Annotated in this window: 22 protein-coding genes and 1 tRNA gene; 12 read left to right on the forward strand and 11 right to left on the reverse strand. The window is 69.5% G+C overall.

Annotated features, from left to right (window positions below; translation table 11 throughout):
• Positions 1-28: 28 nt before the first annotated feature.
• Complete coding sequence (locus tag ACMGFI_RS16530) at positions 29-421, reverse strand: hypothetical protein (RefSeq protein WP_436910959.1); 393 nt, start codon at positions 419-421, stop codon at positions 29-31.
• A gap of 33 nt (positions 422-454) precedes the next feature.
• On the reverse strand, positions 455-1222 hold the full coding sequence (locus tag ACMGFI_RS16535) for a DUF5806 family protein (protein ID WP_436910960.1): 768 nt from the start codon (positions 1220-1222) through the stop codon (positions 455-457).
• Positions 1223-1353: 131 nt separating this feature from the next.
• Here ACMGFI_RS16535 and ACMGFI_RS16540 point away from each other — a divergent pair, with 131 nt between their 5' ends.
• Together ACMGFI_RS16540 and ACMGFI_RS16545 are read left to right on the forward strand one after the other, a co-directional pair.
• The gene (locus ACMGFI_RS16540) at positions 1354-1785 is read left to right on the forward strand and encodes a hypothetical protein (protein ID WP_436910961.1); all 432 of its coding nucleotides are present in this window, start codon (positions 1354-1356) and stop codon (positions 1783-1785) included.
• Entirely contained in the window at positions 1785-2486 is a 702-nt protein-coding gene (locus ACMGFI_RS16545) for a DUF7546 family protein (RefSeq protein WP_436910962.1), read from the forward strand. Before ACMGFI_RS16540 ends, ACMGFI_RS16545 begins: the two co-directional genes overlap by 1 nt.
• Here ACMGFI_RS16545 and ACMGFI_RS16550 read toward each other — a convergent pair.
• The 5 genes from ACMGFI_RS16550 to coxB all read right to left on the reverse strand — a co-directional run bounded on the left by ACMGFI_RS16550 (position 2381) and on the right by coxB (position 8766).
• Positions 2381-3700 carry an LEA/WHy family protein gene (locus ACMGFI_RS16550; protein WP_436910963.1) on the reverse strand — a complete coding sequence of 440 codons (1320 nt, stop codon included), beginning with the start codon at positions 3698-3700 and terminating at the stop codon, positions 2381-2383. The genes ACMGFI_RS16545 and ACMGFI_RS16550 overlap by 106 nt on opposite strands.
• Positions 3701-3805: 105 nt before the next feature.
• The gene (locus tag ACMGFI_RS16555; protein ID WP_436910964.1) at positions 3806-4984 is read right to left on the reverse strand and encodes an LEA type 2 family protein; all 1179 of its coding nucleotides are present in this window, start codon (positions 4982-4984) and stop codon (positions 3806-3808) included.
• A gap of 95 nt (positions 4985-5079) precedes the next feature.
• Positions 5080-5361: a cytochrome C oxidase subunit IV family protein gene (locus ACMGFI_RS16560; protein WP_436910965.1), complete on the reverse strand. Its 282-nt coding sequence runs from the start codon at positions 5359-5361 to the stop codon at positions 5080-5082.
• 4 nt (positions 5362-5365) lie between these two features.
• The gene (locus ACMGFI_RS16565; protein WP_436910966.1) at positions 5366-7951 is read right to left on the reverse strand and encodes a cbb3-type cytochrome c oxidase subunit I; all 2586 of its coding nucleotides are present in this window, start codon (positions 7949-7951) and stop codon (positions 5366-5368) included.
• Positions 7948-8766, reverse strand: coding sequence for a cytochrome c oxidase subunit II (gene coxB / locus ACMGFI_RS16570; protein WP_436910967.1), 819 nt, complete (start codon positions 8764-8766; stop codon positions 7948-7950). Before coxB ends, ACMGFI_RS16565 begins: the two co-directional genes overlap by 4 nt.
• Positions 8767-8901: 135 nt before the next feature.
• Here coxB and ACMGFI_RS16575 point away from each other — a divergent pair, with 135 nt between their 5' ends.
• Together ACMGFI_RS16575 and ACMGFI_RS16580 are read left to right on the forward strand one after the other, a co-directional pair.
• Entirely contained in the window at positions 8902-9435 is a 534-nt protein-coding gene (locus tag ACMGFI_RS16575; protein WP_436910968.1) for a DUF6789 family protein, read from the forward strand.
• A 135-nt stretch (positions 9436-9570) separates the two neighbouring features.
• A complete protein-coding gene (locus ACMGFI_RS16580; RefSeq protein WP_436910969.1) occupies positions 9571-9777 on the forward strand; it encodes a hypothetical protein in 207 nt (68 codons plus the stop codon).
• A gap of 78 nt (positions 9778-9855) precedes the next feature.
• Here ACMGFI_RS16580 and ACMGFI_RS16585 read toward each other — a convergent pair whose 3' ends face one another.
• Positions 9856-11064 carry an RNA-guided endonuclease InsQ/TnpB family protein gene (locus ACMGFI_RS16585; protein ID WP_436910970.1) on the reverse strand — a complete coding sequence of 403 codons (1209 nt, stop codon included), beginning with the start codon at positions 11062-11064 and terminating at the stop codon, positions 9856-9858.
• A 397-nt stretch (positions 11065-11461) separates the two neighbouring features.
• On the opposite strand from ACMGFI_RS16585, the gene ACMGFI_RS16590 reads away from it, so the two are divergent.
• The 4 genes from ACMGFI_RS16590 (at position 11462) to ACMGFI_RS16605 (ending at position 15030) form a co-directional block, all read left to right on the forward strand.
• Positions 11462-12979 (forward strand): single-stranded DNA binding protein, encoded by a 1518-nt coding sequence (locus ACMGFI_RS16590; RefSeq protein WP_436910971.1) that lies wholly within the window; start codon positions 11462-11464, stop codon positions 12977-12979.
• A gap of 136 nt (positions 12980-13115) precedes the next feature.
• A complete protein-coding gene (locus ACMGFI_RS16595) occupies positions 13116-13553 on the forward strand; it encodes a histone (RefSeq protein WP_436910972.1) in 438 nt (145 codons plus the stop codon).
• A 4-nt stretch (positions 13554-13557) separates the two neighbouring features.
• Positions 13558-14574 carry a histone deacetylase family protein gene (locus ACMGFI_RS16600; protein WP_436910973.1) on the forward strand — a complete coding sequence of 339 codons (1017 nt, stop codon included), beginning with the start codon at positions 13558-13560 and terminating at the stop codon, positions 14572-14574.
• Positions 14575-14775: 201 nt separating this feature from the next.
• A complete protein-coding gene (locus tag ACMGFI_RS16605; RefSeq protein ID WP_495849321.1) occupies positions 14776-15030 on the forward strand; it encodes a MarR family transcriptional regulator in 255 nt (84 codons plus the stop codon).
• 80 nt (positions 15031-15110) lie between these two features.
• On the opposite strand, the gene cca is transcribed toward ACMGFI_RS16605, so the two are convergent.
• A complete protein-coding gene (gene cca, locus ACMGFI_RS16610) occupies positions 15111-16490 on the reverse strand; it encodes a CCA tRNA nucleotidyltransferase (protein ID WP_436910976.1) in 1380 nt (459 codons plus the stop codon).
• A 146-nt stretch (positions 16491-16636) separates the two neighbouring features.
• Between cca and ACMGFI_RS16615 the strand changes: the two genes are divergently transcribed.
• A tRNA-Asn gene (locus ACMGFI_RS16615) sits at positions 16637-16709 on the forward strand.
• Positions 16710-16758: 49 nt separating this feature from the next.
• Here ACMGFI_RS16615 and ACMGFI_RS16620 read toward each other — a convergent pair.
• On the reverse strand, positions 16759-17556 hold the full coding sequence (locus tag ACMGFI_RS16620; RefSeq protein ID WP_436910977.1) for a polysaccharide deacetylase family protein: 798 nt from the start codon (positions 17554-17556) through the stop codon (positions 16759-16761).
• A 127-nt stretch (positions 17557-17683) separates the two neighbouring features.
• On the reverse strand, positions 17684-19261 hold the full coding sequence (locus ACMGFI_RS16625) for a lipase maturation factor family protein (protein ID WP_436910978.1): 1578 nt from the start codon (positions 19259-19261) through the stop codon (positions 17684-17686).
• A gap of 98 nt (positions 19262-19359) precedes the next feature.
• Here ACMGFI_RS16625 and ACMGFI_RS16630 point away from each other — a divergent pair, with 98 nt between their 5' ends.
• The 3 genes from ACMGFI_RS16630 (at position 19360) to metX (ending at position 22943) form a co-directional block, all read left to right on the forward strand.
• A complete protein-coding gene (locus ACMGFI_RS16630) occupies positions 19360-20259 on the forward strand; it encodes a DUF7351 domain-containing protein (RefSeq protein ID WP_436910979.1) in 900 nt (299 codons plus the stop codon).
• Between the two features lie 113 nt (positions 20260-20372).
• Positions 20373-21731, forward strand: a complete 1359-nt coding sequence (locus ACMGFI_RS16635) for an O-acetylhomoserine aminocarboxypropyltransferase/cysteine synthase family protein (RefSeq protein ID WP_436910980.1) — start codon at positions 20373-20375, stop codon at positions 21729-21731.
• Entirely contained in the window at positions 21732-22943 is a 1212-nt protein-coding gene (metX, locus tag ACMGFI_RS16640) for a homoserine O-acetyltransferase MetX (RefSeq protein WP_436910981.1), read from the forward strand.
• Positions 22944-22950: the final 7 nt, after the last annotated feature.

The following is a 22950-nucleotide window of genomic DNA, read 5'->3' on the forward strand; positions in this document are numbered from 1 at the left end:
TCGAACACCCTTCTCCCCGGTCCGCCGCTCAGACCGCTCGCTCCCCGGCGTCGAGCCGCGACTCCGGCACGGGCCGGACGACGCCGTAGACGACCCGGTAGGGGAGCAGGCCGGCGCCGATCCCGGTCATCGCGACCGCGATCGCGTCGACGACCGACAGCGCCGTCAGCGCGCCCACAACGCCGACGGCGACGGTGAACCCGACGACGAGCGCGATCGCGAGCCCGCCGCGGTAGTAGGGGTCCCAGTCGGCCACGCGGTGTTCCTCGGCGTACATGAGCGCGACCGTCCCCGCGGCGGCCGGGACCGCGAGCCACCAGCCGCTCCGCAGCCCCGCGAACCCGGTCGTCCCGAAGCCGTACCCGAGCCACAGCACGCCCAGTCCGCACTCGAGGAGGACCACGCGTCGGGCGGCGTCCATGTCCGGCGATCCGTCCGGCCGAGTGAAAAACGTTCAGTCGTCGTCGACGGCGTCGGCGGCGGTCGCCTCGAAGTGGTGGCCGCAGTCGGGACACTCCACTTCGTCGTGGCGCAGCGCCGCGGAGTGTTCCCGGACTTCGCGCATCACCTCGGAGATCTCGTCTTCCGCTTCGAGTTCCTCCTCGACGGTGAGTTCGACGCCCTCGACTTCCAGCAGGAACTTCGCGACCTCCGTGGCCTCGTACATCACGTCGTCCAGTTCCTCGGCGGTGAAGAAGTCGCACATCGCCCCGTAGAGGAAGGTCGCGCCGGCCTTGCGGACCTTCTCCTCGAAGGAGGCCCGCGCTTGATTGACCGCCTGGGGGGTGTAGGTGTCGGTCATGAACGGGACGAGTTCGGGGAGGTTCTCGCCGATCTTCGTCATCTCGACGCCGGTCTCGGTGCGGAAGTCCGCACAGAGGCGGGCGATGGCCCACTCGCGGGCCGTGATGTAGGTGCGCTCGCGCAGGAAGTCGTTCGCGCGGTCGTAGGTGCCGCCGTCGATCTTCTTGAAGCGGTCGTACTTGGCCACGTCCGGCGGAAGATCCGGGTCGGGTGCGTCCGCCGGTCCGGCGTCGCCCGCGTCCGGCGTGTCGACGGGGCCGTCGGCGTCGCTCCCCCCGGACGCGCTCACGTCGTCGGCTTCGGGGTCGTCGGTCGGCTGTGCGTCGGCGGCCCGGTCCGGGGACTCGTCGCCCCCCTCGGTCGACGCCGCGTCCGCGTCGACCCCGTCGCCCTCGCCCGCTTCGGGTCCGTCGGTCATGCTCTCCACTGTGTCGCCGCCCCGAAAAAGCGTGTCGGCGTCGCCGTCACACCGAAGGAGCGCCGTCCTCTCGGTCCCGGTACAAGAATAGTTATAAACCTCGGCGGGAAAGTGGTGTGTAGACGCGTACCATGGCAAACACGACCTATCTCGCGAGCATGGTGTTGATGGGGCTGCTCGGGGTCGGGGTCGTCCTGTTCGTCCTCCGGTCGCGGCGGTGGCGCCACTACGTCCCCCGGGTCGCCCGGGAGGTGGCGGACGGCGAGCGGCCGGCCTCGGGGCTAGCGGGCCTCGCCGGGCGCACGGGCACGTGGACAGTCGCGTACGTCCTGCTCGTCGTCGGGTTCATGTTCGGTGCGATGGCCTACGCCAGCGGCGCGATCACCGGGCCGGCGATCATCGGCGCGGTCGTCGCCCTGGTCGCGGGCTTCCTCGTCGTCGGCGTCTACTTCGCGATGCGGGAGAACGGCCGGCCGAGCGCGCAGGCGGCCGCCGGCAGCGCCGTCGCGACGGGGATGCTCGCCGTCGCCGCGATCACTATCGTGCTCGTCACGACCGGCTGATGGCCCACTCGACCCGCCGAGTCGCACGCTCCTGGCCGACCGGCGCGGGACTGCTGGCCGCCGCCGTCGCGCTCGAACTCGTCCTCGTCGCCGGCTACTTCCTCGCCACGCCAGGGACCGTCACCGTCCCGCGGTACGTCCTCTACCCGTTCGTCTGGATCAACGCCGTCCTCGTCGCCGCCTACCGCACCCCGGTCCCCTCGGCCCCGCCGCGCCGGCACCTCCTCGCCGGCGCGCTCGCGGCCGGCTACTTCCTGCTGGTGGCCAACTGGGCCGGCCTCGTCGGCCTGACTGTCGGCGGCCACCACCCCATCCCCGAGGGAATCCTCGGACTCAGCGTCGGGGCCGGCTCGCCGGGCTGGGGCCGGGTCCGGCTGATCACCCGGACGTTCTACGTTTCGTTCGTCCCCTACCGCGTGATCGGCTACCTCGGGCTCACCTACCTCGTCTACGCGGCCATCGTCGACGCCAGCGGCGTCGTCGCCTCGGGGACCCTGGGCTTCGTCTCCTGTCTCAGCTGTTCCGCCCCCATCTTCGCCTCCGCGGTCACGGGCGTCCTCGGCGGCTGGGTCACGCTCATGTCGACCGCCATCGCCTACTCGGTCGACATCTCGACGGTCGCCTTCCTCGCGTCGGTCGCGCTGCTGTACTGGCGACCCGGGTTCCCGTCGCTGGGACGCGACGGCGACGGAACCGGGTGAGTACCCGGCCGGGAGCGAACGGCTGGACGGGGGTGAGCGACCGGGTGGGACCGAGCAGTCGCCCGGACCCGTTCCCGCGCGCCGGCGGATCCGTCCGCGCCGCAGGTCGCCCCGGCGGTCCGGTTGTCGACGAGGAGCGCGGTGCGGACCGAACACGCCCGGGTGGCCGGGCCGTCGGCGGGGAGGCGGAGCGTCGCGTTCGTCAGCGGGTGGTCGACCAGCAGGCGGACCCGCGCGGTGACCGTCGAGCGCTCGCCCCGGCGGACGTGGCGGGTGAACCACTCGTCGACGTTATCGTTGTCCATCGTCGCGGCGACGGTCAGCGTCCGCGTCTCGCCCGGCCGGAGCACCGCCTCGGGGCCGAGGTCCCGGACCGAGAGGGCCTCGGCGTCGGTCTCGAACAGGCGGACGCCGTTGGCGTCGACCGACGCGCGGACGGCCGCGGGCGCGGCCGGGACCGGCACGTCGCCGGGGTTGCGGACCCGGAGGTGGAGCAGGAGCGTCGTCCGGTTCTCCGTCACGGTCCCCCACGTCGCCCAGCCGCGTTCGACCTCGTACCCGACGGTCAGCGACCCGCCGTCCAGCCCGAGCCCGCCGGCCAGCCGCGGCGCGCGCTCGCCGAGGTCGACCGTCCGCGCGTACCGCCCGCGGGTCCGGTCGACCGCTCCCGAGACGGCGTCGACGACCGGCCGCGACTCGCGCAGCATCGTCCGGTCGCGCTCGAACGTCCGCGAGACGGCCGGCGACGGCCCGACATCGGCGCGCACGGTCGCGTCGGCGGCGACCCGCAGCGTCTCGTTCGCGCGGACGTAGGCGACCCACCACTCGGGGATCCGCTCGTTCCGGAGCGCCGTCCGGAAGCGCATCGTCGTGTTGCCCGGCGGCACCGCCAGCCCCGACTCGTCGCCGACCGCGACCGTGACGCCGTTGAACGCGATGTCGTACTCGGCGGTCAGTCCGGGCCCGAACGCCGTCCCGACCGGGTTCGGGTTGCGGACCCAGACGGTCGTGACCACCTCCGTGCGCTCGTCGGTGACCGTCCCCCACTCGCCCGCGTCGACGACGCCGACCGAGGGCGCCCCGACGATGCCCAGCAGGTACAGCGCGACGACCGCGACGAGCGCCACGACCATCGCGAGCGGGATCGCGGCGAGCCAGCGCCGTCCGCCCCCGTCGCCGTCGTCCGGTCCGTCCGCCGAATCGCCGTCGAACATCTCGTGGTGGCTTGTCGACCGACGTGAAAAAGGAGCGAGCGGGAAACAGCAAGCGAGGGGATCCGGCCGCGAACGGCGCCGAACGCGTCGATCCACTGCCGCCGGTCAGTTCCCGGGGACGGTCGGCGGCTCGCAGGTCGAGGAGCTGTTCTGCCCGTCGACGAGGATGGCCGTCCGGAACGAGCAGTCGTAGCCGACCGGCGACTCGCCCGGGAAGCGGAACTGGCCGCCGGTGACGGGGTTCTCGAAGACGACCTGGAACTGCGCGGTGACGGCCGTCGCCTCCGCCCCGGGGCCCGCCGTCTCGCGGACGTGGCTGGTGAACCAGTCGTCGACGCGGTCGTTGTCCATCGTCACGCGGTAGGTGACCTCGCGCGTCTCGCCCGGCGCGACGACGGCGTCGGGGCCGAGGCTCTCCGCCGAGAGGTCGCCGCTCCCGGCCTCGAAGGTGCGCACGTCGTTCATGTCGACGCTGACGCCGAGGCCGTCGGGCGACGCGGGCACCGGCACGTCGCCGGGGTTGTGGACGAGCAGGTGGAACCGGACGGTCGTCTCCGACTCCGACACGTCGCCCCAACTCGCCCAGCCCCGCCGGACCTCGTAGCCGACGGTGACGCTGTCACTCCCGCCCAGCGGGTCGTCGCCGAGCACGTCCTCCCCGACCTCGCTCGCGCTCACGGACTCGGTGTAGGTGCCGCTGGTCTCGTTGACCGACGCCGATAGCGCGTCGACGACCGGCGTCGACTCGTTGAGCATCGTCCGATTGCGGTGCACGTCGTGGCTCGCGCTGAACAGTGTGTTCACCTGCAACGTCGCGTTGGCGTCCACGTGGACCGTCTCGTTCGCGCGGACGAACGCGACCCACCAGTCGGCGAGGTGTTCGTTTCTCACGTCCGTCCGCAACTGTTCGGTGCTGTTGCCCTTCGGGACCTCGATGTCGGACTTCGACCCCTCGGCCAGCAACACGTCGTTGAGGACGATGTCGTACTCCGCGGTGACGGTGTCCCCCAGCGAGACGCCGACGGGGTTGGGGTTGTCGATCCAGACGGTCGTCACGATCTCCGTGCGCTCGTCGGTGACCTCTCCCCAGTCGCCGCGGTCTTCGAGCCCCGCGGCCGGCGCGCCGATGACGCCGACCAGGTACAGGACGACCAGCACGCCGAGCAGTCCCCCGAGGGCGACCCCGATCCGCCGCGGCCAGGTCGCGACGAGCGCGGCCAGCCGCGACCCGTCACCGTCCGAAGCGGTCTCCCCTCCGCTATCTGCCGAACCGGCCTCTGACATGACTGGACGGACAGTCGCCACCGATCGGATAAACGCTGACGATCGGGGCCGAACGAGTTCGGACGGGGGCGTGTCCGATTGGAAGCCCCCGACTCTTACAGGATCGAGTAGGCGGCGGCGGTCGTCAGCGCGAGCGCGACGAACAGCCCGCCGAGGAACAGGTAGGTGACCGACCGGGGTTCCCAGCGGAGGTGCATGTAGTAGGTCGCGACGAACGTCGCCTTGACGAACGACAGGACGAGGATGATCCCGAACGCCGTCCAGTAGGTCCCCGGCGCGTCGAAGTCGACCATTCCCGTCTGTTCGACGAGCGCCTGCGTCGTCGACAGGGCCATCAGTACCACGAATATCGCGGTGTAGAGTTTGAATCGTGCCATTGTTTTACAGGATGTAGAACAGCGGGAACAGGAACAGCCAGACGATGTCCACGAAGTGCCAGTACAGGCCGAAGTACTCCAGGCTGGAGTCGTCGTCGAGGTACGCGCCCTTCCAGGCCCGCGGGATCATGTACATGAGCATGACCAGCCCGACGATGACGTGGGCGCCGTGGAGCCCGGTGGTCAGGTAGAACGTCGAGGAAGCGACGTTCGTCCCCACGTTCCAGCCGTTCGGGAACGCCTCCGTCGAGATGTGGAACAGGTGCTGCCACTCCATGCCCTTGTTGATCAGGAAGCCGACACCCAGCAGCCACGTGACGGTGAGGCTGGCGACGACGCCCCGGCTGGAGTTCCTGTGTGCGGCGACCAGCGAGAGGACGACCGCGAAACTGCTCGCCAGCAGCAGGTACGTGTTGACCAGCCCGGGGAAGGTGACGTGGGCCTCGGGGATGAACGCGTGGTGCCAGTGCATCCAGCCGTTGGCGACCCGCAGGAACAGGTACGAGCCGACGAACCCGCCGAACAGGACCACGTCGGAGGCCAGGAACGTCCACATCCCCAGCTTCATGTTCTCGACGCCGCCGAACGGCCACTGCTCGGCGACCGTCGGCTCGGGGACGTAAAAGGACTCGTTGGCGAACCCGACGAAGCCGACCGCGCTCAACAGGCCGCCGACCGCGGTCAACCAGAGGTACGGGCCGCCGCTTCGGATCCCCGAGACCCCGAGGAAGGTGAGGAACCCGGCGAAGCAGACGACGAACGGCCAGAAGCTCGCGTGGTCGGGATGACGATCGCCGCCGTGGGCGGCGCCGGTCCCGGCCGCCGTCGGCGTCGCGGTCCCCGGGCCGCTCACGAGTCCCGTCCCGCCTGCGGTCGCGCTCTCGGCACGGACGTTACCGCCGTCCGGCGTCGTGGTCCCGCCGTCGGTCGATGCGGTGGGGTCGTCGGGCGAAGCGGATCCTGCGGGCTCGCCGTCGCCGCTCCCGTCGGCGGTCAACTCGGGCTCGTCGCGGAAGGAGAGCTTCCCGCCGGCGTAGCTGGGTTTGCCGGGGAAGTTCTCCAGCGGCGGGGGCGAGGAGACCGCCCACTCGGCGGTGGTGGAGTACTCCCAGGGGTTGTCCCCGACCTCTTCGCCCGTCGCCATGCTCTTGAACAGGTTGTAGAACATGACGAGGAAGGAGGCCCCGAGGATGAACCCGCCGACCGAGGCGACCTGGTGCCAGCTCGTCAGCCCGGGCGCGTAGTCGAACACCCGTCGCGGGGTCTCCCAGGCGACGAACAGCGGGAAGTACAGGAGGTTGAACCCGACGAAGTACAGCGCGAAGTGGACTTTGCCGAGGTACTCGTCGTACATCCGGCCGGTCATCTTCGGGAACCAGTAGTAGACGCCGGCGAACAGCCCGGTCGCGCCGCCGACCATCACGTAGTGGAAGTGCGCGACGACCCAGTAGGTGCCGCGGAACTCGTAGTCGAGCACGACTGCGCCGAGGAACACGCCGGTGATCCCGCCGATGATGAACAGGATCAGCGCGCCGAGCGAGAACAGGAAGGGGGTGGTGAAGCGGATGCGCCCCTTGATCATCGTGTAGATCAGCGAGAAGACCATCAGGTCGAACGGCAGGGAGATGCCGATGGTCGTGATCATGAAGAGGGTCTTGATCTCCAGGTTGATCCCGGTGAGGAACATGTGGTGCATCCAGACGACGAAGCTCTGGAGCGCGACGAGCACCATCGCGAGGACGAACCACTTGCGGCCGACGATGCGCTGGCCGGTGAACGTCTGGAAGCACTCGGCCATGATGCCCAGCGCCGGGAAGAAGACGATGTACACCTCCGGGTGGCCGAAGAACCAGAACAGGTGGGTCCACAGCAGGGTCCCGCCCTCCGCCGAGAAGTAGGTCACGCCGAAGAGGTGCTCGGCGGCGAGGATCATCAGCGCCGCCAGCAGGGCGGCGAAGGCGAACAGCATCATCCACACCGTCAGCAGGATCGACATCGAGAACATCGGCAGGTCGCGCATCCGTAGCCCCTCGGCGCGCATCCGGTACATGGTGGTCAGGAAGTTGACCGAGCCCATCGTCACCGCGGCGACGAACATGATGAGCGCGAGGACGACGGTCGTCGACCCGATGTTGGGCATGTACGTCGGGAGGTTCAGGGGGGCGTACATCGTCCAGCCCCCGTCGAACGTGCCGCCCTGGAAGAACGACGCGATGAACAGGAGGCCCGAGAAGAGGTACGCCCAGTAGCTCATCGCGTTGAGCCGCGGGAACGCCAGGTCGTCGGCGCCGATCTGCAGGGGGACGAGGTAGTTGGCGAACCCGAAGGCGAACGGGGAGATGAACCAGAAGACCATCAGCAGGCCGTGAGCCGAGACGGCCTGGTTGTACGCGCCGGCGCTGAGGATGCCCCCGCCGGGCGACCACAGCTGGACGCGCATCAACATTGCGAGCACGCCCCCGAGGACGAGGAAGAACAGCGCGGTGACCGTGTAGAGGATGCCGATGTCCTTGTGGTTGGTCGTGACGAACCAGCGCTTGACCGAACTCATCGGCGGGAACTCGTGGCCGCCGGCCTCGCCGTGGCTCATGGCGCACCTCCCGCGCGTGCGGGGGCGATCGCACCGGGCGCGTCGGGACCGTCCACGGCCGCTTCGGTGCCGTTACTCGCGGTGCCGTTCGACGCGCTCGCGTTCGCCGGTTCCGTGGTCGCGTACCACTCGTCGAACGCCGACTCGTTCATCACTTCGACCTGCGCGGTCATACCGGAGTGGCCCTCGCCGCAGATCTCGTAGCAGTTGGCCTGGTAGCTGCCGGGCTCGTCGGCGACGAACCAGGCGTTGGTGGTCTGACCGGGGATCGCGTCGGCCTTCGCGCGCAACGCCGGTATCCCGAAGTTGTGGAACACGTCTTGCGATGTCACCGAGAGGTTGATCACCGTGTCCGTCGGGACCCGGAGGGTGCTCGCCTGAGCGCCGTTGGGGTAGGTGAACTGCCAGCCGAACCGGAAGCCGTCGACCTCCACCGTCATCACGTCACCCCCGTTCTGCTGGACCTCGGTGGGCTTGCCCTCGACGTACAACAGCGACGCGTACGTCCAGATCACCAGCGAGAGGACGATGAACGCGCTGATGCCAAAGGAGAGGAACAGCTTCTTGCCCTTACCTCCGCCCTCCGGCAGCTCGCCCACCTCCGGCCGGTCCACGTCGGGGGCGGGGTCCTCGTCCTCGCGGTAGCGGTACTTGTAGGCGTTGTACAGCGTGTAGGAGATGACGACGACCCCGACCAGCGTCCCCAGCCCCAGGAAGGCGACGAAGATGCTGTTGAACACCTCCGCCGGCGCCCGGACCCCGCTGGTCCCCGCCAGGACGGTGTCGCCGACCACCGCGCCACCTGCTTCTACCATGTTCGATCACCAACGATGCACCCGGTCTTATTGTTTGGGGCGTGTTGACACTCAGCCTTATCAACGAGCCGAACCGATTCGCTTCCTGCCCTATTTTTCGGGAGGTTTTTGTCCGTCCGAGTGGTACGTGATGCCATGGCAGACACGCGCGAGCTAGAGGAGCGGCCGGCGGAGGGGGAAGAGTTCGACGACCCGACGGTGGTCGACGACGAGTTCGACCGGCTGTTCGGCATCGTCGCGGACGGCGTCGTCGGGGCGGCCGGGGGGCTCGTCGGGACGGCGCTGATGACCGTGGTCCTGCTCATCGGCGAGAGCTTCGACGTGTTCACGCGCGCGTCGTTCGCGACCGTCACCGAGATGGTCGGTCTCGAAGGGCTGTTCCCGCCGGTGACCGCCGGGTACGTCCTCTTCGTCCTCGCCGGGATGTTCCCCTGGCCGCTCCTCTTTGCCTCGCTGAAGGACTACCTGCCGGGCGCCCGCGACCCCGTCCACGGCCTCTACTTCGGGACGGCGCTGTGGACCGGGTTCGTCTTCGCCTTCTACGACGGCTACGCGGGGATCGCCCTCGCCGGCTACCTCGCCGTCACGCTCGTCGCCCACTGGGTCTACGGGCTCGGCCTCGGCGCCGTCTTCGAGTACCTCTCGACCCGCCCCGACACGCTCGTGTGAGGACCGAACCGGGGACGGGGCGGCGTCGACCGTCCGGTTCGACGCGGACGACGGGGCCGATGCGGGCGGTCGGGGTCGACGCCGGCCACCGGCCGCGATACCGCCGTTTTTGTCCCCCCGGACCGTATCGCCCCCATGGACAGGGGTCAGATCCTCGAACTCGTCGCCCACTACCTCGTCATCGTCGCCATCGTCACGGTCGTCCTCGGCGTCGTCCAGGCCGCCGTCGGCGATCTCGGCTTCTGGATCGAACTCGGCGTCGTCGTCGTCATCGTCGCGCTGTACCGCCCGGTCGTCAAGGCCATCGGGATGGAACCGAGCGCCTGGAACCGCGGGGAGTAAACTACCCTCCCCTGCTTCGCTCGGGGGCAACGGCCCCACTCGCTCGTTGAGGGGAGGGCTTTCGCGTGGACTCCCGTTCTACGCCTCGGATGCGGCGGGAAGATTGTACTCTCCACTCACGTTCAGCGTCCCGCGATTCAAGCGCACGTCTACGGGTGCGCCTCCGTCGCCTGCATTTTGCCGACGCCGGAGATACTGCAGGCCAATGTTCTTGGAAGCGTTGTAGTCGGCGTGGTTCTGGTAGCCGCAATCCTGACACTCGAACGCCTCGCCGTGGCGGTTATCGTCGTGGGTAAACCCACAGGTCGAACACCGCTTTGAGGTGTTCCGTGGGTCCACTTGCACGGCTTCAACGCCCTGCTCTCTGGCTTTGTATTCGACATACTCGTAGAGGCGACGGAACGCCCACAGATGGTGCCACGACGCCTGTGGGACGTTCTCACGAATGTCGGTCAAGTCCTCGAACACGATGTGCGAACAGTCGTGTTCGGCGGCTTCGGCGATGATCTCGTTGGCGACACGATGCAGGAACATCTCGAAGCGTCCGTCCTCTTTGCGCTCGACACCCGCTATCGCCTCGTGGGCGGCTCGTGTTCCGCACTGTTGGAGGTCGCCACGCCGCTTCTCGTACTCCCGCTTCCAGTGGTTGAACTCGTCTGCCGACCAGAACCGTCCGGTCGAAGCGACCGCGAGTTGGTTCACACCGAGGTCCACACCGAGGACTGTTCTGTGCTCGGTCGTGGAGTCGGTGTCGTCGTCCTCTTTGAGCATCGACGCATGGAGATACCAGTCGCCGTCACGTCGATGGAGTGTCGCCCGCCGAAACTCGTAGTCCTCGTCCGCGACGTACTTCGTCGGCGGTGTCTCGGCATCGTCGGGCAGAATGTAGTCACACTCGATTCGTCCGTCCGGTGTCGAGAGCGACACGTGGTCACGGTGGAACGTGGCACTTCGCTTGTCGTAGATAGCGGTATCTGCGGAGAACGTCGGACGGGACGTATCTTGGTCGTTTTTGAGGCGTTCGACGCCACTTTTGATGGATTCGACAGCCTGATGAATCCCTTTCTGGACGAGATTCGCGGTCAACTCCGTGTCCTCGCGGAGCTGGTCGTACAGCGCATCGTCGGCCTTCGCCTTGGATGTGACGTGGTAGCCGTCGTCGCCGTGCCAGCACCACTCGCTCGCGCTGTTGGCACAGTATTTAAATTGCTCGACAGTCTCTCGCAGGTGTGTATCCGCACCTTCGGGCGTGTCGAGCTTGATAACGGCGGTTCGACGGTACTCCACGATGTTTCATATATTCACTCATAGTTACTTAATGATTGGGAGTTAGCAGGCACCAGTCTGGCGGCTGATTAGTACCGGGTCGGTTTCCTCCCCACCCTACTCGCTTGTGCTTCCGCCGGGGCCGGAAGCCCGGCGCTCCTTGAGGGTGGGGCCTCCACCTCGAATTAGGTGACCTCGCCGTTCGACTTCGACCGCCCCGATGAACGCGGTCGACCACCCAGGGTTTATACCGGAAGGCCGGACCACCGCGGGTCATGACCGCGACAGCGGCCAGGCGGGCGACCAGCGGGACGACGGGACCGGCGTCCGAGAGCGCCGCGAGATCGGCCGACGAGAACGGGGTAGCGAGCCAACGACAACGCTTAAGCGGAGCGCAACCATGCCCAATGCTAGACTAATGGGAGCGATCGAGGAGGTCTACGCGGATCTCGATACGGACGTCTCCGAGGACGAGTTCCGCGAGGCCGTCGAACAGAAGGTCGAGCAGATGGGCGGGCTCGCCGACGAGGAGACGGCGGCGATGCTGATCGCCCACGAGCTCAACGAAGGGGAGGTCGACACCGTCGCGGACATCGAACCGGGCATGGACGAGGTGAAGTTCCTCGCGAAGGTGGTCTCCATCGGCGAGTTGCGCACCTTCGAGCGGGACGGCGAGGACGAGGACGGGCGCGTCGTCAACGTCGAAGCCGCCGACGAGACCGGCACCGTCCGGCTCGCGTTCTGGGACGAACAGGCTGCCTCCGTCGCGGAGGGCCAGCTGGAGGAAGGACAGGTTCTCCGGATCGCCGGCCGGCCGAAGGACGGCTATAATGGCCTGGAGGTCTCCGTCGACAAGGCCGAACCGGACGAGGACGCCGAGATCGACGTCGACCTGGGGGAGGGGTCGACGGTCGACGCGCTGACGATGGGCCAGTCCGACGTGAACGTCCGGGGGATCGTCCTGGAGACCGACTCGATCCGCACCTTCGACCGCGACGACGGGTCGGAGGGGAAGGTGTCGAACTTCCTGCTGGGCGACGAGACCGGTCGCGTGCGCGTGACGATGTGGGACGACCGGGCCGACCGCGCCGAGGAACTCGACCCGGGGACGGCCGTCGAGGTGGTCGACGGCTACGTCCGCGAGCGGGAGGGCGACCTCGAACTGCACGTCGGGGACCGCGGCGCGGTCGACGAGATCGACGAGACCGTCGAGTTCACGCCGGAGGCCGACGCCATCGACGCCGTCGAGATGGACCAGGTGGTCGACCTGGCGGGGGTGGTGCGGTCGGCCGACCCCAAGCGCACGTTCGACCGCGACGACGGCTCGGAGGGGCAGGTCCGGAACATCCGCGTGCAGGACGACACGGGCGACATCCGGGTGGCGCTGTGGGGCGAGAAGGCGGACAAGGAGATCGCCCCCGGCGACGAGGTGTTCGTCGCGGACGCGGAGATCCAGGACGGCTGGCAGGACGATCTGGAGGCGTCGGCGGGCTGGCAGTCCACGGTGGTCGTCCTCGACGAGAACACCGGGGCGGGCTCGGCGGCGCCGTCGCCCGGCGGTGCGGGGGCCGGCGACGACGGCGGGTCGGACGGCTCCGAGTCCGCCGGCCTCGGTGCGTTCACCGGCGACGGCGACGGTGGCGACGACGGCGGCGAGTCGGACGCGGGCGACGCTGGCGGATCGGGTGGCGCCGACACCGGCGCGTCGACCGGATCGGGAGCCGCGGGCGGGGCCGCCGACGGCGGTGCCGCGGCGGCAGCCGCCGAGGAAGTCGAGTTCACGGGGACGGTCGTCCAGACGGGCGACCCGGTGATCCTCGACGACGGCCAGGAGACGATGCAGGTCGAGACCGAGGCGGCGCTGACGCTCGGGCAGGAAGTGACCGCCCGGGGCGCGATGGTCGACGACCGACTCGACGCCGACGACGTGTTCTAGCGATTCAGCGTCGCTCGCGGCAGTTCGTGGGTCGGCGGCCGGCGGTACGACCGCAGGTCGCGTTCGCCGAGCGGCTATCGATGGCCGAGAGCGGATTTCGGAAACGCTTAAGGCCGGAACGACCGGCTTGTGTTCTATGAGCGTCGAGCTACCGTTCGCGCCGGTCGACACGATCATCCGGCGCAACGCCGGGAGTTTGCGGGTCAGCGCCGAGGCCGCCGAGGAACTCGCCCGCCGGATCCAGGACCGCGGGGCCGACCGGGCGGTCGAGGCGGCCGACGTTGCGACCGCGGACGGGCGGAAGACGCTGATGGCGTCGGACTTCGGCACCGAACCCGCCGACGACAAGGACGACCTGGAACTGCCGATCGCCCCGGTCGACCGCATCGCCCGCCTCGACATCGACGACTACCGAGTCTCGATGGACGCCCGCCTCGCGCTGGCGGCCGAGCTGGAGCGGTTCGCGGACGAGGTGGCCGCGGCGGCCGCGGACCTGGCGCGCCACGCCGACCGGCGGACCGTCAAGGCCGAGGACGTCGAGGCCTACTTTCGACTGAGCCAGTACTACGAATGACCGCATGAACTTCGGCTACCGGGAGGCCTGTCTCGACCACGACACCGGCAAGCGCCACCCCGAGAGCCCCGACCGCCTGCGCGCCATCCGCCAGGGGCTCTCGGAGAGTCACGGCGTCAAGTACGTCTCCCCGGCGGACGCGACCGTCGAGCAGGTCTCTGCGGTTCACGACGCCGACTACGTCGATTCGGTCGAGGCCTTCTGCGCCGACGGCGGCGGCGACTGGGACGCCGACACCGTCGCCGTCGAGGCCACCTGGGACGCCGCCCTGGCCGCCGCCGGCATGGCCAACTGGGCCGCCGACGAGGCGCTCGACGGCGCCGACGGCCGGGACACTCCCTTCGCGCTGGGGCGGCCGCCCGGCCACCACGCCGTCTACGACGACGCGATGGGCTTCTGTTTCTTCAACAACGTCGCCGTCGCCGCCCAGCACGCCATCGACTCGCTGGGCGCCGACCGCGTCGCCGTCCTCGACTGGGACGTCCACCACGGCAACGGCACCCAGGACATCTTCGACGACCGCGGGGACGTGTTCTTCGTCTCCGTCCACGAGGACGGCATCTACCCCGGCACCGGCGACGCGAGCGAGACCGGGACCGGCGACGCCCGGGGGACGACGATGAACGTCCCGTTCCCGCCGGGGACGACAACCAGCGGCTACCTCGCGGCCGTCGACGACCTGATCCTCCCCGCCTTCGAGGCGTTCGACCCCGACCTGCTCCTCGTCTCCGCGGGCTTCGACGCCCACGAACACGACCCCATCTCGCGGATGCGCGTCTCCACGGAGGGGTACGGCCTGCTCGCCGAGCGCGTCGACGCGTTCGCCGACCGGGTCGACGCCGGCCTCGGGTTCGTCCTGGAGGGCGGCTACGGCCTCGACACGCTGACCGAGAGCATCCGCACCGTCCACGAGGTGTTCGACGGCTACACCCCCGCCGAACCCGACGAGGACGTGCAGGACGCCGCCCGCGAGGTCATCGACGACGTGCGCGCCCAGGGGTTCGACCTAGCCGACGAGTGACCGGCCGCCCCCCGCGCTGACGCCGACCGCCGCGGACCGACACCCGACTACTGCGGCGTCCGCCGGTCTATCAGTCACCCGAGGGGCGAGCGACACGCGAGTATCAGTCCGTGATCTGATGGGTACCGGCCTACACATCAACGCGCCGCGGAAACCTATACATGGGTGTGTGCGGAACCGTGCTGTTGGTGACCTTTCCCCGTGTGCTGTTGTACGGAACAATCGTATCGTGACTGGGAATCGCAACTCGACGATCTGACACCGAGCGCGAAGTTCGTGTACACGGTCCTCGAGTACGAAGGCCCACTGACCCAGAAGACGCTCGCCGAGGAGACCCGGCTCTCCCAGCGTAGCGTCCGCAGCGCGCTGTCGGACCTCACCGAGACCGGCATCGTCGAGGAACGGATCTACCCGGCGGACGCCCGCCAGCGACTCTACGCCATCGACACCGAGTGACCCCGCCCGACGGGGTCGGCCGTGTCGACTGTTTCCGCAGTCACGAGCGACCGCGACCGGGAGCGGCTGTGCTCCGCCAGTCAGGGCCGCGGGTCGAAGTACCGCGCCAGTTCGACGCCGAACTCGTCGGCGAGCGCGCCCACGTCCTCGCCCGCGAGCACCGTATAACCCTCCCGCATGGCCGTTTCGACCTGCGCGCCCAGCGCCACGTCGAAGACGGCGTCGCTCTCCAGCAGGCCGACGGCGGTCTCGAACTCGCGGGGGCGTTCGACCACGTAGCGGTCGCCGTCGAGGAACGGGCCGTAGGTGCCCGCCGCCCCGTCGTCGGGCGCGGCGGGGTCGTCGGCGTAGGCGTCGTAGAACCCCTCGGCGTGGTCGCGGACGCCGACCGGCGGTCCCTCGTGGCGCTCGACGGCCGGCCGCTCGGCGACCGCGAGTTCGGCCAGGAGGGCGACCGTCTCGTCGGCCCACGCGGCCGCCCGCAGCACGTCGAACCCCCGGCGGTCGAGTTCGCCGACGAGGCCGTCCAGCGACCGGTCGAGCTGGGGGTACAGCTGGTCGTCGACGATGTCGGGGGCGTCGAACCGGATAGCGACCGGCGCGGTCCCGCGGCGCTCGACGGCGTCGACGACCGCCTCTGGGTCGAGCGGATCGGGCTCGTCGGGGAAGAACAGGTCCTCGCGCGGGTCGGCGAGCAACTCGCGGGCGTAGTGCTGGAGTCGCGCGACCGCCTCCGCGCTACAGACGGCGGCGACGTTGCGCTCGGGGTCGGTCGGGTCGATCACGACCAGTGGGTCCTCGAAGGATTCCTGCGCGTGGTCCTCGGGGTCGAACTCGACGGGCGGGTGCCAGTCGGCCGCGGCCTCGACGAACGGCCGGAAGCCGCCGTGCTCGGCGACGAGCAGTTCGGTGAGGTAGCCGGAGAAGCCCCGCGTCCGCAGGTCGCTCCCGTAGACGCCGACCCCCGTGAGGAACTGCTTGGCGACCCGCACCTCCCCCGCCAGGTCGGCGTCGATGCGCGATTCGAGGTACTCGGTGTGGAAGGGCGTGCGGTCGACCGCCGACCGGATCGCGGTCGCGTCCGCGACCGCGTAGCAGGGGACCAGATCCACGTCGAACCCCTCGTAGGTCCCCTTGACGTAGGGGTGTTCGGCGAACTCCTCGTGGCCGTCCGGGAGGACCGCGTGGCCGACTTCGAGGCCGTAGGACTCCAGGTCCGCGCGGTCGACGCGCGTCGGGAACGAGACGAAGAGATCCACGTCGCGGTCGCCGGCCAGCCACGTGTCCCGCGCCGTCGAGCCGACCTGGACCACGTCGGCGTCGACCGGCAGGTCCGCGACCGCGTCGCGGGCGCGCTCGCGCAGTTCCGCGACGACCGCGTCGAGTCGCTCGCGCTCGTCGCCGTCGGGCGTCACCCGCTCGCGGACCGCGTCGACGACGGCGTCGAACTCGTCGCTCATGGCTCCGCGTTGTTCGGCGGCGGTGAAAACCGGTCCGGTGTGTCGCGAAGGGGAGCCCGTCGGTCGAATCGCCGTACGTGACACCGTGTCGTGGCGAGGGCAAAGCGAAATCCCTATACAATAACTCCGGCTATGGTGGGATGCGTGCCGCCGTAGCTCAGTTGGTAGAGCACCTCGCTGTTAACGAGGTTGTCCCAGGTTCGAGTCCTGGCGGTGGCGTTTTCCACTTCGCCGCTCCGTTCGGTGAGTCGCTTCGCTGCGCGCTCGCTCAGACCGCCCGGCCGACGAGGCGGTCGGCGACGGATCCGACGAACGTGCCGGCGTCGGAGAGGTCCCAGCGCACCTCCCAGAACGGGTTGGCGCCGTTGACCTGCGGGACCGCCTCCGGGTCGGTGTCCGCGGAGAGGTACTCGCGGCGGCCGCGGCCGGCGACGCCGATCTCGTGGGACTCGCGGACGAGTTCGGCGGCGCGTTCGTCACAGCTGTTGTACGGGTAGCTGAACCGATCGATCTCGACGCCGAGCAGCCGTTCGAGGCGGCGCTTGGCGCCGACGATCTCCCGCTCCAGGCGGTCGGGCGGGACCTCGGCGAGCCTCGGGTGGGTCCGGGTGTGGTTGCCGACGGTGACCAGGTCTTCGTCGAGGAGCGCGAGGAGGTCCTCCCGGTCCATGTACTCGTAGTCGAAGCGGTCGTTGTGGGTGAACGACGGGTCGTCGACGGCGTCGGCGATCGCGAAGACGGTGGCCGGCACCTCGTACTCGCGGAGGACGGGGACGACGTTCTCGGCGAAGTCGCGGTATCCGTCCTCGAAGATGAGGGCGATCCGCTTCCCGTCGCTCGGCTGGCGCACCGCGGGCAGGTCGACGAGTTCGTAGTGCGTGTCGAGGTACTCGATGTCGCGGCGGAGGCGGTCGGGCTCGATGTCGCCGTGGAACCCGCCGCCCACGGAGTGGTAGGCGAGGATCTTGTTCGTGTCCCGCGAGGACAGCGACTCCACACCCGAGAAGTGCCCGATGAACGCGACCGTCCGCCACGCCCTGAGCAACTGCGACTCGGAGACGAGCATACCGGTTGTGTGACCGATGGCTCCTTCGTTATGATCAGCCTGAGACCGTTCGCGACCGGATAACACGCCGCCTACGTGTGGAATACGTTCCTGGGTTGCCGGGCCCGGGTAGGCGAACTCCGGGCGATCACCCGGCGTCGGTGGCCCGCGCGGTCCCGCTGGGTTCGGTCGGTTTCCCCTCCGGCTCCCGTTCGGCCTCGGGCACGTCCCACCCGCGGCGCTGCAACTGGAGGCGGAACCGCGAGTCGTCGAGCGAGACGGGGCCGTAGTAGGTGCCGACGCGCTCGCGGCGCCACCACCGGCCTGTCTCGCGCAGTTCGTCGAGGGTCGTGAACTCGTAGCGATACCGGAGCGCGCGGACGTGCTCGGGAGGTTCGTCGGGGAACGGGTCCGTCCGCAGCAGGGAGCGTGCGCCGTCGTCGCCCGCCAGGAGTTTCGCGAGGAAGTGGACGAACCACGGGTGGCGGGCGGGGGAGGGGGCCATCGCGGCGAACCACAGCTGCCAGTCCAGCCGGAGGTGATAGGGCGCCCACTGCGGGGGCAGCCGCCCGGGATCCGTGGGCTTGCCGGGGAACTCGTAGGTCTCCCACTCCGTGTCGTCGGTGACGACGGCGTCGTCGGTGCCCTGGACGACGAGCTCGTAGCGGGTCCGGGTGATCGAGCCGAACGCGCCGTAGGTGTTGACGAGGTTCAGCGGGTCGAACGCGCGGTTCATCGCCTGGGACGAGGAGACCATGTTCCGGACCGGGTAGTAACTCAGCACGGCGACGAGGACGACCAGCCCGGCGATAGCGATCTGGAACCACAGCGGGAGCGGCGCGAGCGTCTCGGGGTCGGGAACCGGCAGGGAGACCCCCGCGGGGAGTGGGCCGGCGACGACGGCGTCGGCAAAGAGGCTCCCGGCGAGGACGACGCTGAGGAAGCTGAGGAAGGCGAAGTTGCCGGTGAGTATCAGCCAGAGGTGAAAGCCGACGGTGGCCAGCCCCGCCGCGGCGGCGACCCGGGGCGGGCCGAAGTACAGGAAGGGGACGAGGAGCTCGACGACGTGGTTGCCCAGCACCTCGACACGGTGGAAGCGGTCGGGCAGGCGGTGGGCGACCCACGAGAGGGGGTTGGGCATCGGCTGGGTCTCGTAGTGGTAGTCCATGCAGGTCAACTCGCGCCAGCAGTCGTCGCCGCGGATCTTGATGAGGCCGGCGCCGAGCATATTGCGGAACTCGACCCACCGGAAGAGGTAGACCACGACCGCCGGCGCGACCAGGTCGGGCGCGCCCAGAAAGATCGCGAGGAAGCCGGCCTCGCAGAGCATCGACTCCCAGCCGAAGCCGTAGAAGGTCCGGCCGGCGTTGACGAACGAGAGGTACAGTGCCCACATCGCGGTCCAGACGGCGAGATAGGCGCCGAGCCCCAGGCGACCCGGGAGGCCGACCAGCGCCGCGGCGGCCAGCGCCACCCCGAGCCAGGCGCCGGCGGCGAGCGCGCGGTCGCTGTCGAGGTAGTAGAAGACGGAGGGTCGCTCGCGGAACTCGTAGCGCTCGACGTACTCCCGGAGGGGAAGCAGGCCGTCCTCGCCGGCGAGCGGGCGGAACTGCCGGGCGGCGACGAGGAAGGCGACCAGGTACGTCGCGGCGATCCCCCGCTGGAGTAGCAGGCGAGCCACCTGGAACTCGCCGCCCCACGGCGCCCAGGCGTACCACGGTGCCATCGGTTCCCCGAGGGACGGCCAGCGCCATAAGCCGGACGGACGCGGCGGTCGGCCCCGGAGCGAGAAACTAAATGCCTGGGGGCGCGAGGTGCGTGGCGATGACCGACGCCTTCCAGGTCTCCGAGCGACGGTCGGTCCCGCCCGCCGAGGCGTTCTCCCTGCTGGGCAACGAGCTGCGCGTCTCCATCCTGCTGGAACTCGGCGACGCCAAGGAGGGCAGCCAGCCCCGCCCGCTGTCGTTCGAGGAGCTGCGCCGGCGCTGCGACGTGTCCGACAGCGGCCGGTTCAACTACCACCTCCAGGAGCTACTGGGCGTGTTCGTCGAGGAGAAAGCGGAGGGCTACGGCCTGCTGTACCCCGGCGTCATCCTCTACCAGGCGATCAAGGCCGACAGCTTCACCGACCGGACGACCGTCGAGCCGTTCCCCGCCGACGCCGACTGCGCCGACTGCGGCGCGGAACTGGAGGCGACCTACCGCAACAGTATGCTCGTCGTGCGCTGTCCGGACTGCGGGGCGCTCGCCTTCAAGTACCACCTCCCGCCGGGCGCGATCCGGTCGAACGACCCCGAGGCGGTGCTGTGGGCGGCGAACGTCTACGCCCGCCGGGACCTCATGACCGTCGCCGGCGACGTCTGTCCCACCTGCGCCAGCGAGATGTACCACGACGTGGTCCCGGACGACGAGAAGTCCAGCGAACTCGAACAGGCGATGCCGGGCCCGGCGGTCGTCCACCACTGCTCGTACTGCAAGAACTTCTTCTGCACCGACCTGCCGGAGATCCTGATCTACCACGCCGACGTGCTGCCGTTCGTCGCGGCCAACGCGCCGGACCTGCTGACCGACCCGCTGTGGACCGTCGACGCCTGCGACCCCGCCGACATCGCCGTGGCGGAGCGCGACCCGCTCCGCGTGACCGTCCCCCTCGAAGCCGGGGACGACCACCTCGACGTGACCGTCGACCGCTCGCTGGCCGTCCTCGACACCGAGCGGGTCTGACCGCGAGTCCGCCCTTCGGTCCCCTCCTCCCGGTCGAGCGTGGTAATATCTCACACTGAGATATTTGCCGTAACTCGTGGTTATAGATGTTTGGAGATATATGCACGACACACATGACCGATCCGTACGCCTTCGGGACCCGCTGTGTCCACGCCGGCCAGGCGGTCGATCCCGCGACAGGGGCGCGGGCGCCGCCGATCTACCAGACCACGTCGTACGTGTTCGACGACGCGGACACGGCGGCCGACCGCTACGCGCTGGACGACGGGGGGAACGTCTACTCGCGGTTCGACAACCCGACCGTCTCGACGCTCGAACGCCGCCTCGCCGCGCTGGAGAACGGGACCGCCGCCGTCGCGACGGGCTCGGGGATGGCCGCGCTCGACGCCGCGACCTCGATCCTCGCTCGCGCCGGCGACAACGTCGTCACCGCCTCCTCCATCTACGGCGGCACCCACTCCTATCTCTCCAACATGGGCAGCCGCCGGGGGATCGAGACGCGCTTCGTCGACACGCTCGACCCGGACGCCTACGCCGAGGCCATCGACGACCGCACCGCCTACGTCCACTACGAGACCATCGGCAACCCCTCGCTGGTGACGCCCCCGATGGAGGAGATCGCCGAGATCGCCCACGAGCGGGGCGTCCCCGTCTTCGTCGACAACACCTTCGCCACGCCGGCGCTGTGCAACCCGCTCGACCGCGGTGCCGACATCGTCTGGGAGTCGACGACGAAGTGGATCCACGGCTCCGGGACGACGGTCGGGGGCGTCATCGTCGACGGGGGCTCCTTCCCCTGGAGCGACCACCCCGAGAAGTACCCCGAACTGGGTGCGCCCAACGACGCCTTCGACGGGGTCACCTTCGCCGACCGCTTCGGCGACGAGGCCTTCGCGACCGCCGCCCGCCAGCGGGCCGTCCGCTCGCTGGGCGACGGACAGAAGCCCTTCGACGCCTGGGCGACGCTCCAGGGCACCGAGACGCTCGAACTTCGGATGGAGCGCCACTGCGAGAACGCCCAGCGCGTCGCCGAGTTCCTCGCCGACCACGCCGGCGTCGAGTGGGTCACCTACCCCGGCCTGGAGTCCCACGAGACCCACGACGAGGCGAGCGAGTATCTGGAGGGGGGCTACGGCGGCATGGTCGCGTTCGGGCTGACCGGGGGGTTCGAGGCCGGCAAGCGCTTCTGCGAGGAGACCGACCTCGCGCAGTTCCTCGCCAACATCGGCGACGCGAAGACGCTGGTCATCCACCCCGCCAGCACCACCCACGCCCAGCTCACTCGCGAGGAACAACGCGCCAGCGGCGTCACGCCGGACCTGGTGCGCCTGTCGGTCGGCATCGAGGACGCCGACGACATCCTCGCGGACGTCGACGGCGCCGTCGAGCGCGCCAACGCGGGAGCGGACGACCCCGACGGGGACGGCGGGACGGACACGGGCGGCGGAACGACGAAGTCGGGTGAGACCTGAATGGAGGTCGAACGGGACACCGTCTCGCTGGGCGCCTTCGAGTTCGAGTGCGGCCGCTCGGTCCCGGAACTCGAGGTCGCCTACGAGGCCTACGGGGAGTTCACCGGCGACAACGCGGTGCTGGTCTGCCACGCGCTGACCGGCAGCGCCCACGTCGCCGGCCGCCACGCCGACGATGGGACCGACGGCCAGGCCCGCGCCTGGTGGGACGACATCGTCGGCCCCGGCAAGGCGGTCGACACCCGCGAGTACTACGTCCTCTGCGCCAACGTCCCGGGCTCGTGCTACGGCACGACCGGCCCGGAGAGCACCAATCCCGAGACGGGCGAGCCCTACGGCACCGACTTCCCCGCGGTCACCGTCGCCGACTGGACGGAGGCCCAGCGGCGACTGCTCGACGAACTGGGGATCCCGCACCTCCACGCCGTCGTCGGCGGGAGCGTCGGCGGCATGAACGTCATCGAGTGGGCGAAACAGCACCCCGACCACGTCGACCGCATCGCGCCCATCGCCGCGGCCGCCCGACTGGACGTGCAGTGCCTGGCCATGGACGCCATCGCGCGCCGCGCCATCACCACCGACGACGACTGGCAGGGCGGCGACTACTACGGCGACGGCCCCGAGCCGACGGACGGACTGGCGCTCGCCCGACAGATCGGCCACGTCATGTACCTCTCGAAGGCCTCGATGGAGCAGAAGTTCGGCCGCCGGGCCGCCGGCCGCGACGCCGCCCGGTCGTTCCCGACCGACCCGGCAGCGGGGTTTTTCCCCTACCGCGACGTGGAGTCCTATCTCGACTACAACGCCGAGTCGTTCGTCGAGCGGTTCGACGCCAACTCCTACCTCTACCTGACCCGGGCGATGGACAACTACGACCTCTCGGCGGGCTTCGAGTCCGACGAGGACGCCCTGGCCGCCTACAACGGCGAGGCGCTGGTGATGTCCTTCACCGCCGACTGGCACTTCACGCCCGCCCAGGCCGAGGAGCTGGCCGACGCGCTTCGCAGGGCGGACGTGCCGACCGCCCACCACCTCGTCGAGTCCGACCACGGCCACGACGCCTTCCTCGTCGAGCCGGAGAGCGTGGGCCCGCCGCTCTCGGACTTCCTCGCCGACGGCGTCGAGGGGACGGCCGTCACCGACACCGACGAACCGCCCGAGGACGACGACCCCTCCTTCGCGCCCGTACACACCAGCCTGTTCTCGGATTGAGCGGTGT

The sequence above is a fragment of the Halosimplex marinum genome, from assembly GCF_051414075.1.
GTDB classification, from domain to species: domain Archaea; phylum Halobacteriota; class Halobacteria; order Halobacteriales; family Haloarculaceae; genus Halosimplex; species Halosimplex marinum.

Coding starts and splice junctions, on each gene's coding strand:
- ACMGFI_RS16565 (WP_436910966.1), bottom strand. CDS start 7,951: ATGAGCCACGGCGAGGCCGGCGGCCACGAGTTCCCGCCGATGAGTTCG.
- metX (WP_436910981.1), top strand. CDS start 21,732: ATGGAGGTCGAACGGGACACCGTCTCGCTGGGCGCCTTCGAGTTCGAG.
- ACMGFI_RS16575 (WP_436910968.1), top strand. CDS start 8,902: ATGGCAGACACGCGCGAGCTAGAGGAGCGGCCGGCGGAGGGGGAAGAG.
- ACMGFI_RS16530 (WP_436910959.1), bottom strand. CDS start 421: ATGGACGCCGCCCGACGCGTGGTCCTCCTCGAGTGCGGACTGGGCGTG.
- coxB (WP_436910967.1), bottom strand. CDS start 8,766: ATGGTAGAAGCAGGTGGCGCGGTGGTCGGCGACACCGTCCTGGCGGGG.
- ACMGFI_RS16540 (WP_436910961.1), top strand. CDS start 1,354: ATGGCAAACACGACCTATCTCGCGAGCATGGTGTTGATGGGGCTGCTC.
- cca (WP_436910976.1), bottom strand. CDS start 16,490: ATGAGCGACGAGTTCGACGCCGTCGTCGACGCGGTCCGCGAGCGGGTG.
- ACMGFI_RS16535 (WP_436910960.1), bottom strand. CDS start 1,222: ATGACCGACGGACCCGAAGCGGGCGAGGGCGACGGGGTCGACGCGGAC.
- ACMGFI_RS16625 (WP_436910978.1), bottom strand. CDS start 19,261: ATGGCACCGTGGTACGCCTGGGCGCCGTGGGGCGGCGAGTTCCAGGTG.
- ACMGFI_RS16580 (WP_436910969.1), top strand. CDS start 9,571: ATGGACAGGGGTCAGATCCTCGAACTCGTCGCCCACTACCTCGTCATC.
- ACMGFI_RS16600 (WP_436910973.1), top strand. CDS start 13,558: ATGAACTTCGGCTACCGGGAGGCCTGTCTCGACCACGACACCGGCAAG.
- ACMGFI_RS16590 (WP_436910971.1), top strand. CDS start 11,462: ATGGGAGCGATCGAGGAGGTCTACGCGGATCTCGATACGGACGTCTCC.
- ACMGFI_RS16560 (WP_436910965.1), bottom strand. CDS start 5,361: ATGGCACGATTCAAACTCTACACCGCGATATTCGTGGTACTGATGGCC.
- ACMGFI_RS16595 (WP_436910972.1), top strand. CDS start 13,116: ATGAGCGTCGAGCTACCGTTCGCGCCGGTCGACACGATCATCCGGCGC.
- ACMGFI_RS16555 (WP_436910964.1), bottom strand. CDS start 4,984: ATGTCAGAGGCCGGTTCGGCAGATAGCGGAGGGGAGACCGCTTCGGAC.
- ACMGFI_RS16550 (WP_436910963.1), bottom strand. CDS start 3,700: ATGTTCGACGGCGATTCGGCGGACGGACCGGACGACGGCGACGGGGGC.
- ACMGFI_RS16620 (WP_436910977.1), bottom strand. CDS start 17,556: ATGCTCGTCTCCGAGTCGCAGTTGCTCAGGGCGTGGCGGACGGTCGCG.
- ACMGFI_RS16635 (WP_436910980.1), top strand. CDS start 20,373: ATGACCGATCCGTACGCCTTCGGGACCCGCTGTGTCCACGCCGGCCAG.
- ACMGFI_RS16630 (WP_436910979.1), top strand. CDS start 19,360: ATGACCGACGCCTTCCAGGTCTCCGAGCGACGGTCGGTCCCGCCCGCC.
- ACMGFI_RS16545 (WP_436910962.1), top strand. CDS start 1,785: ATGGCCCACTCGACCCGCCGAGTCGCACGCTCCTGGCCGACCGGCGCG.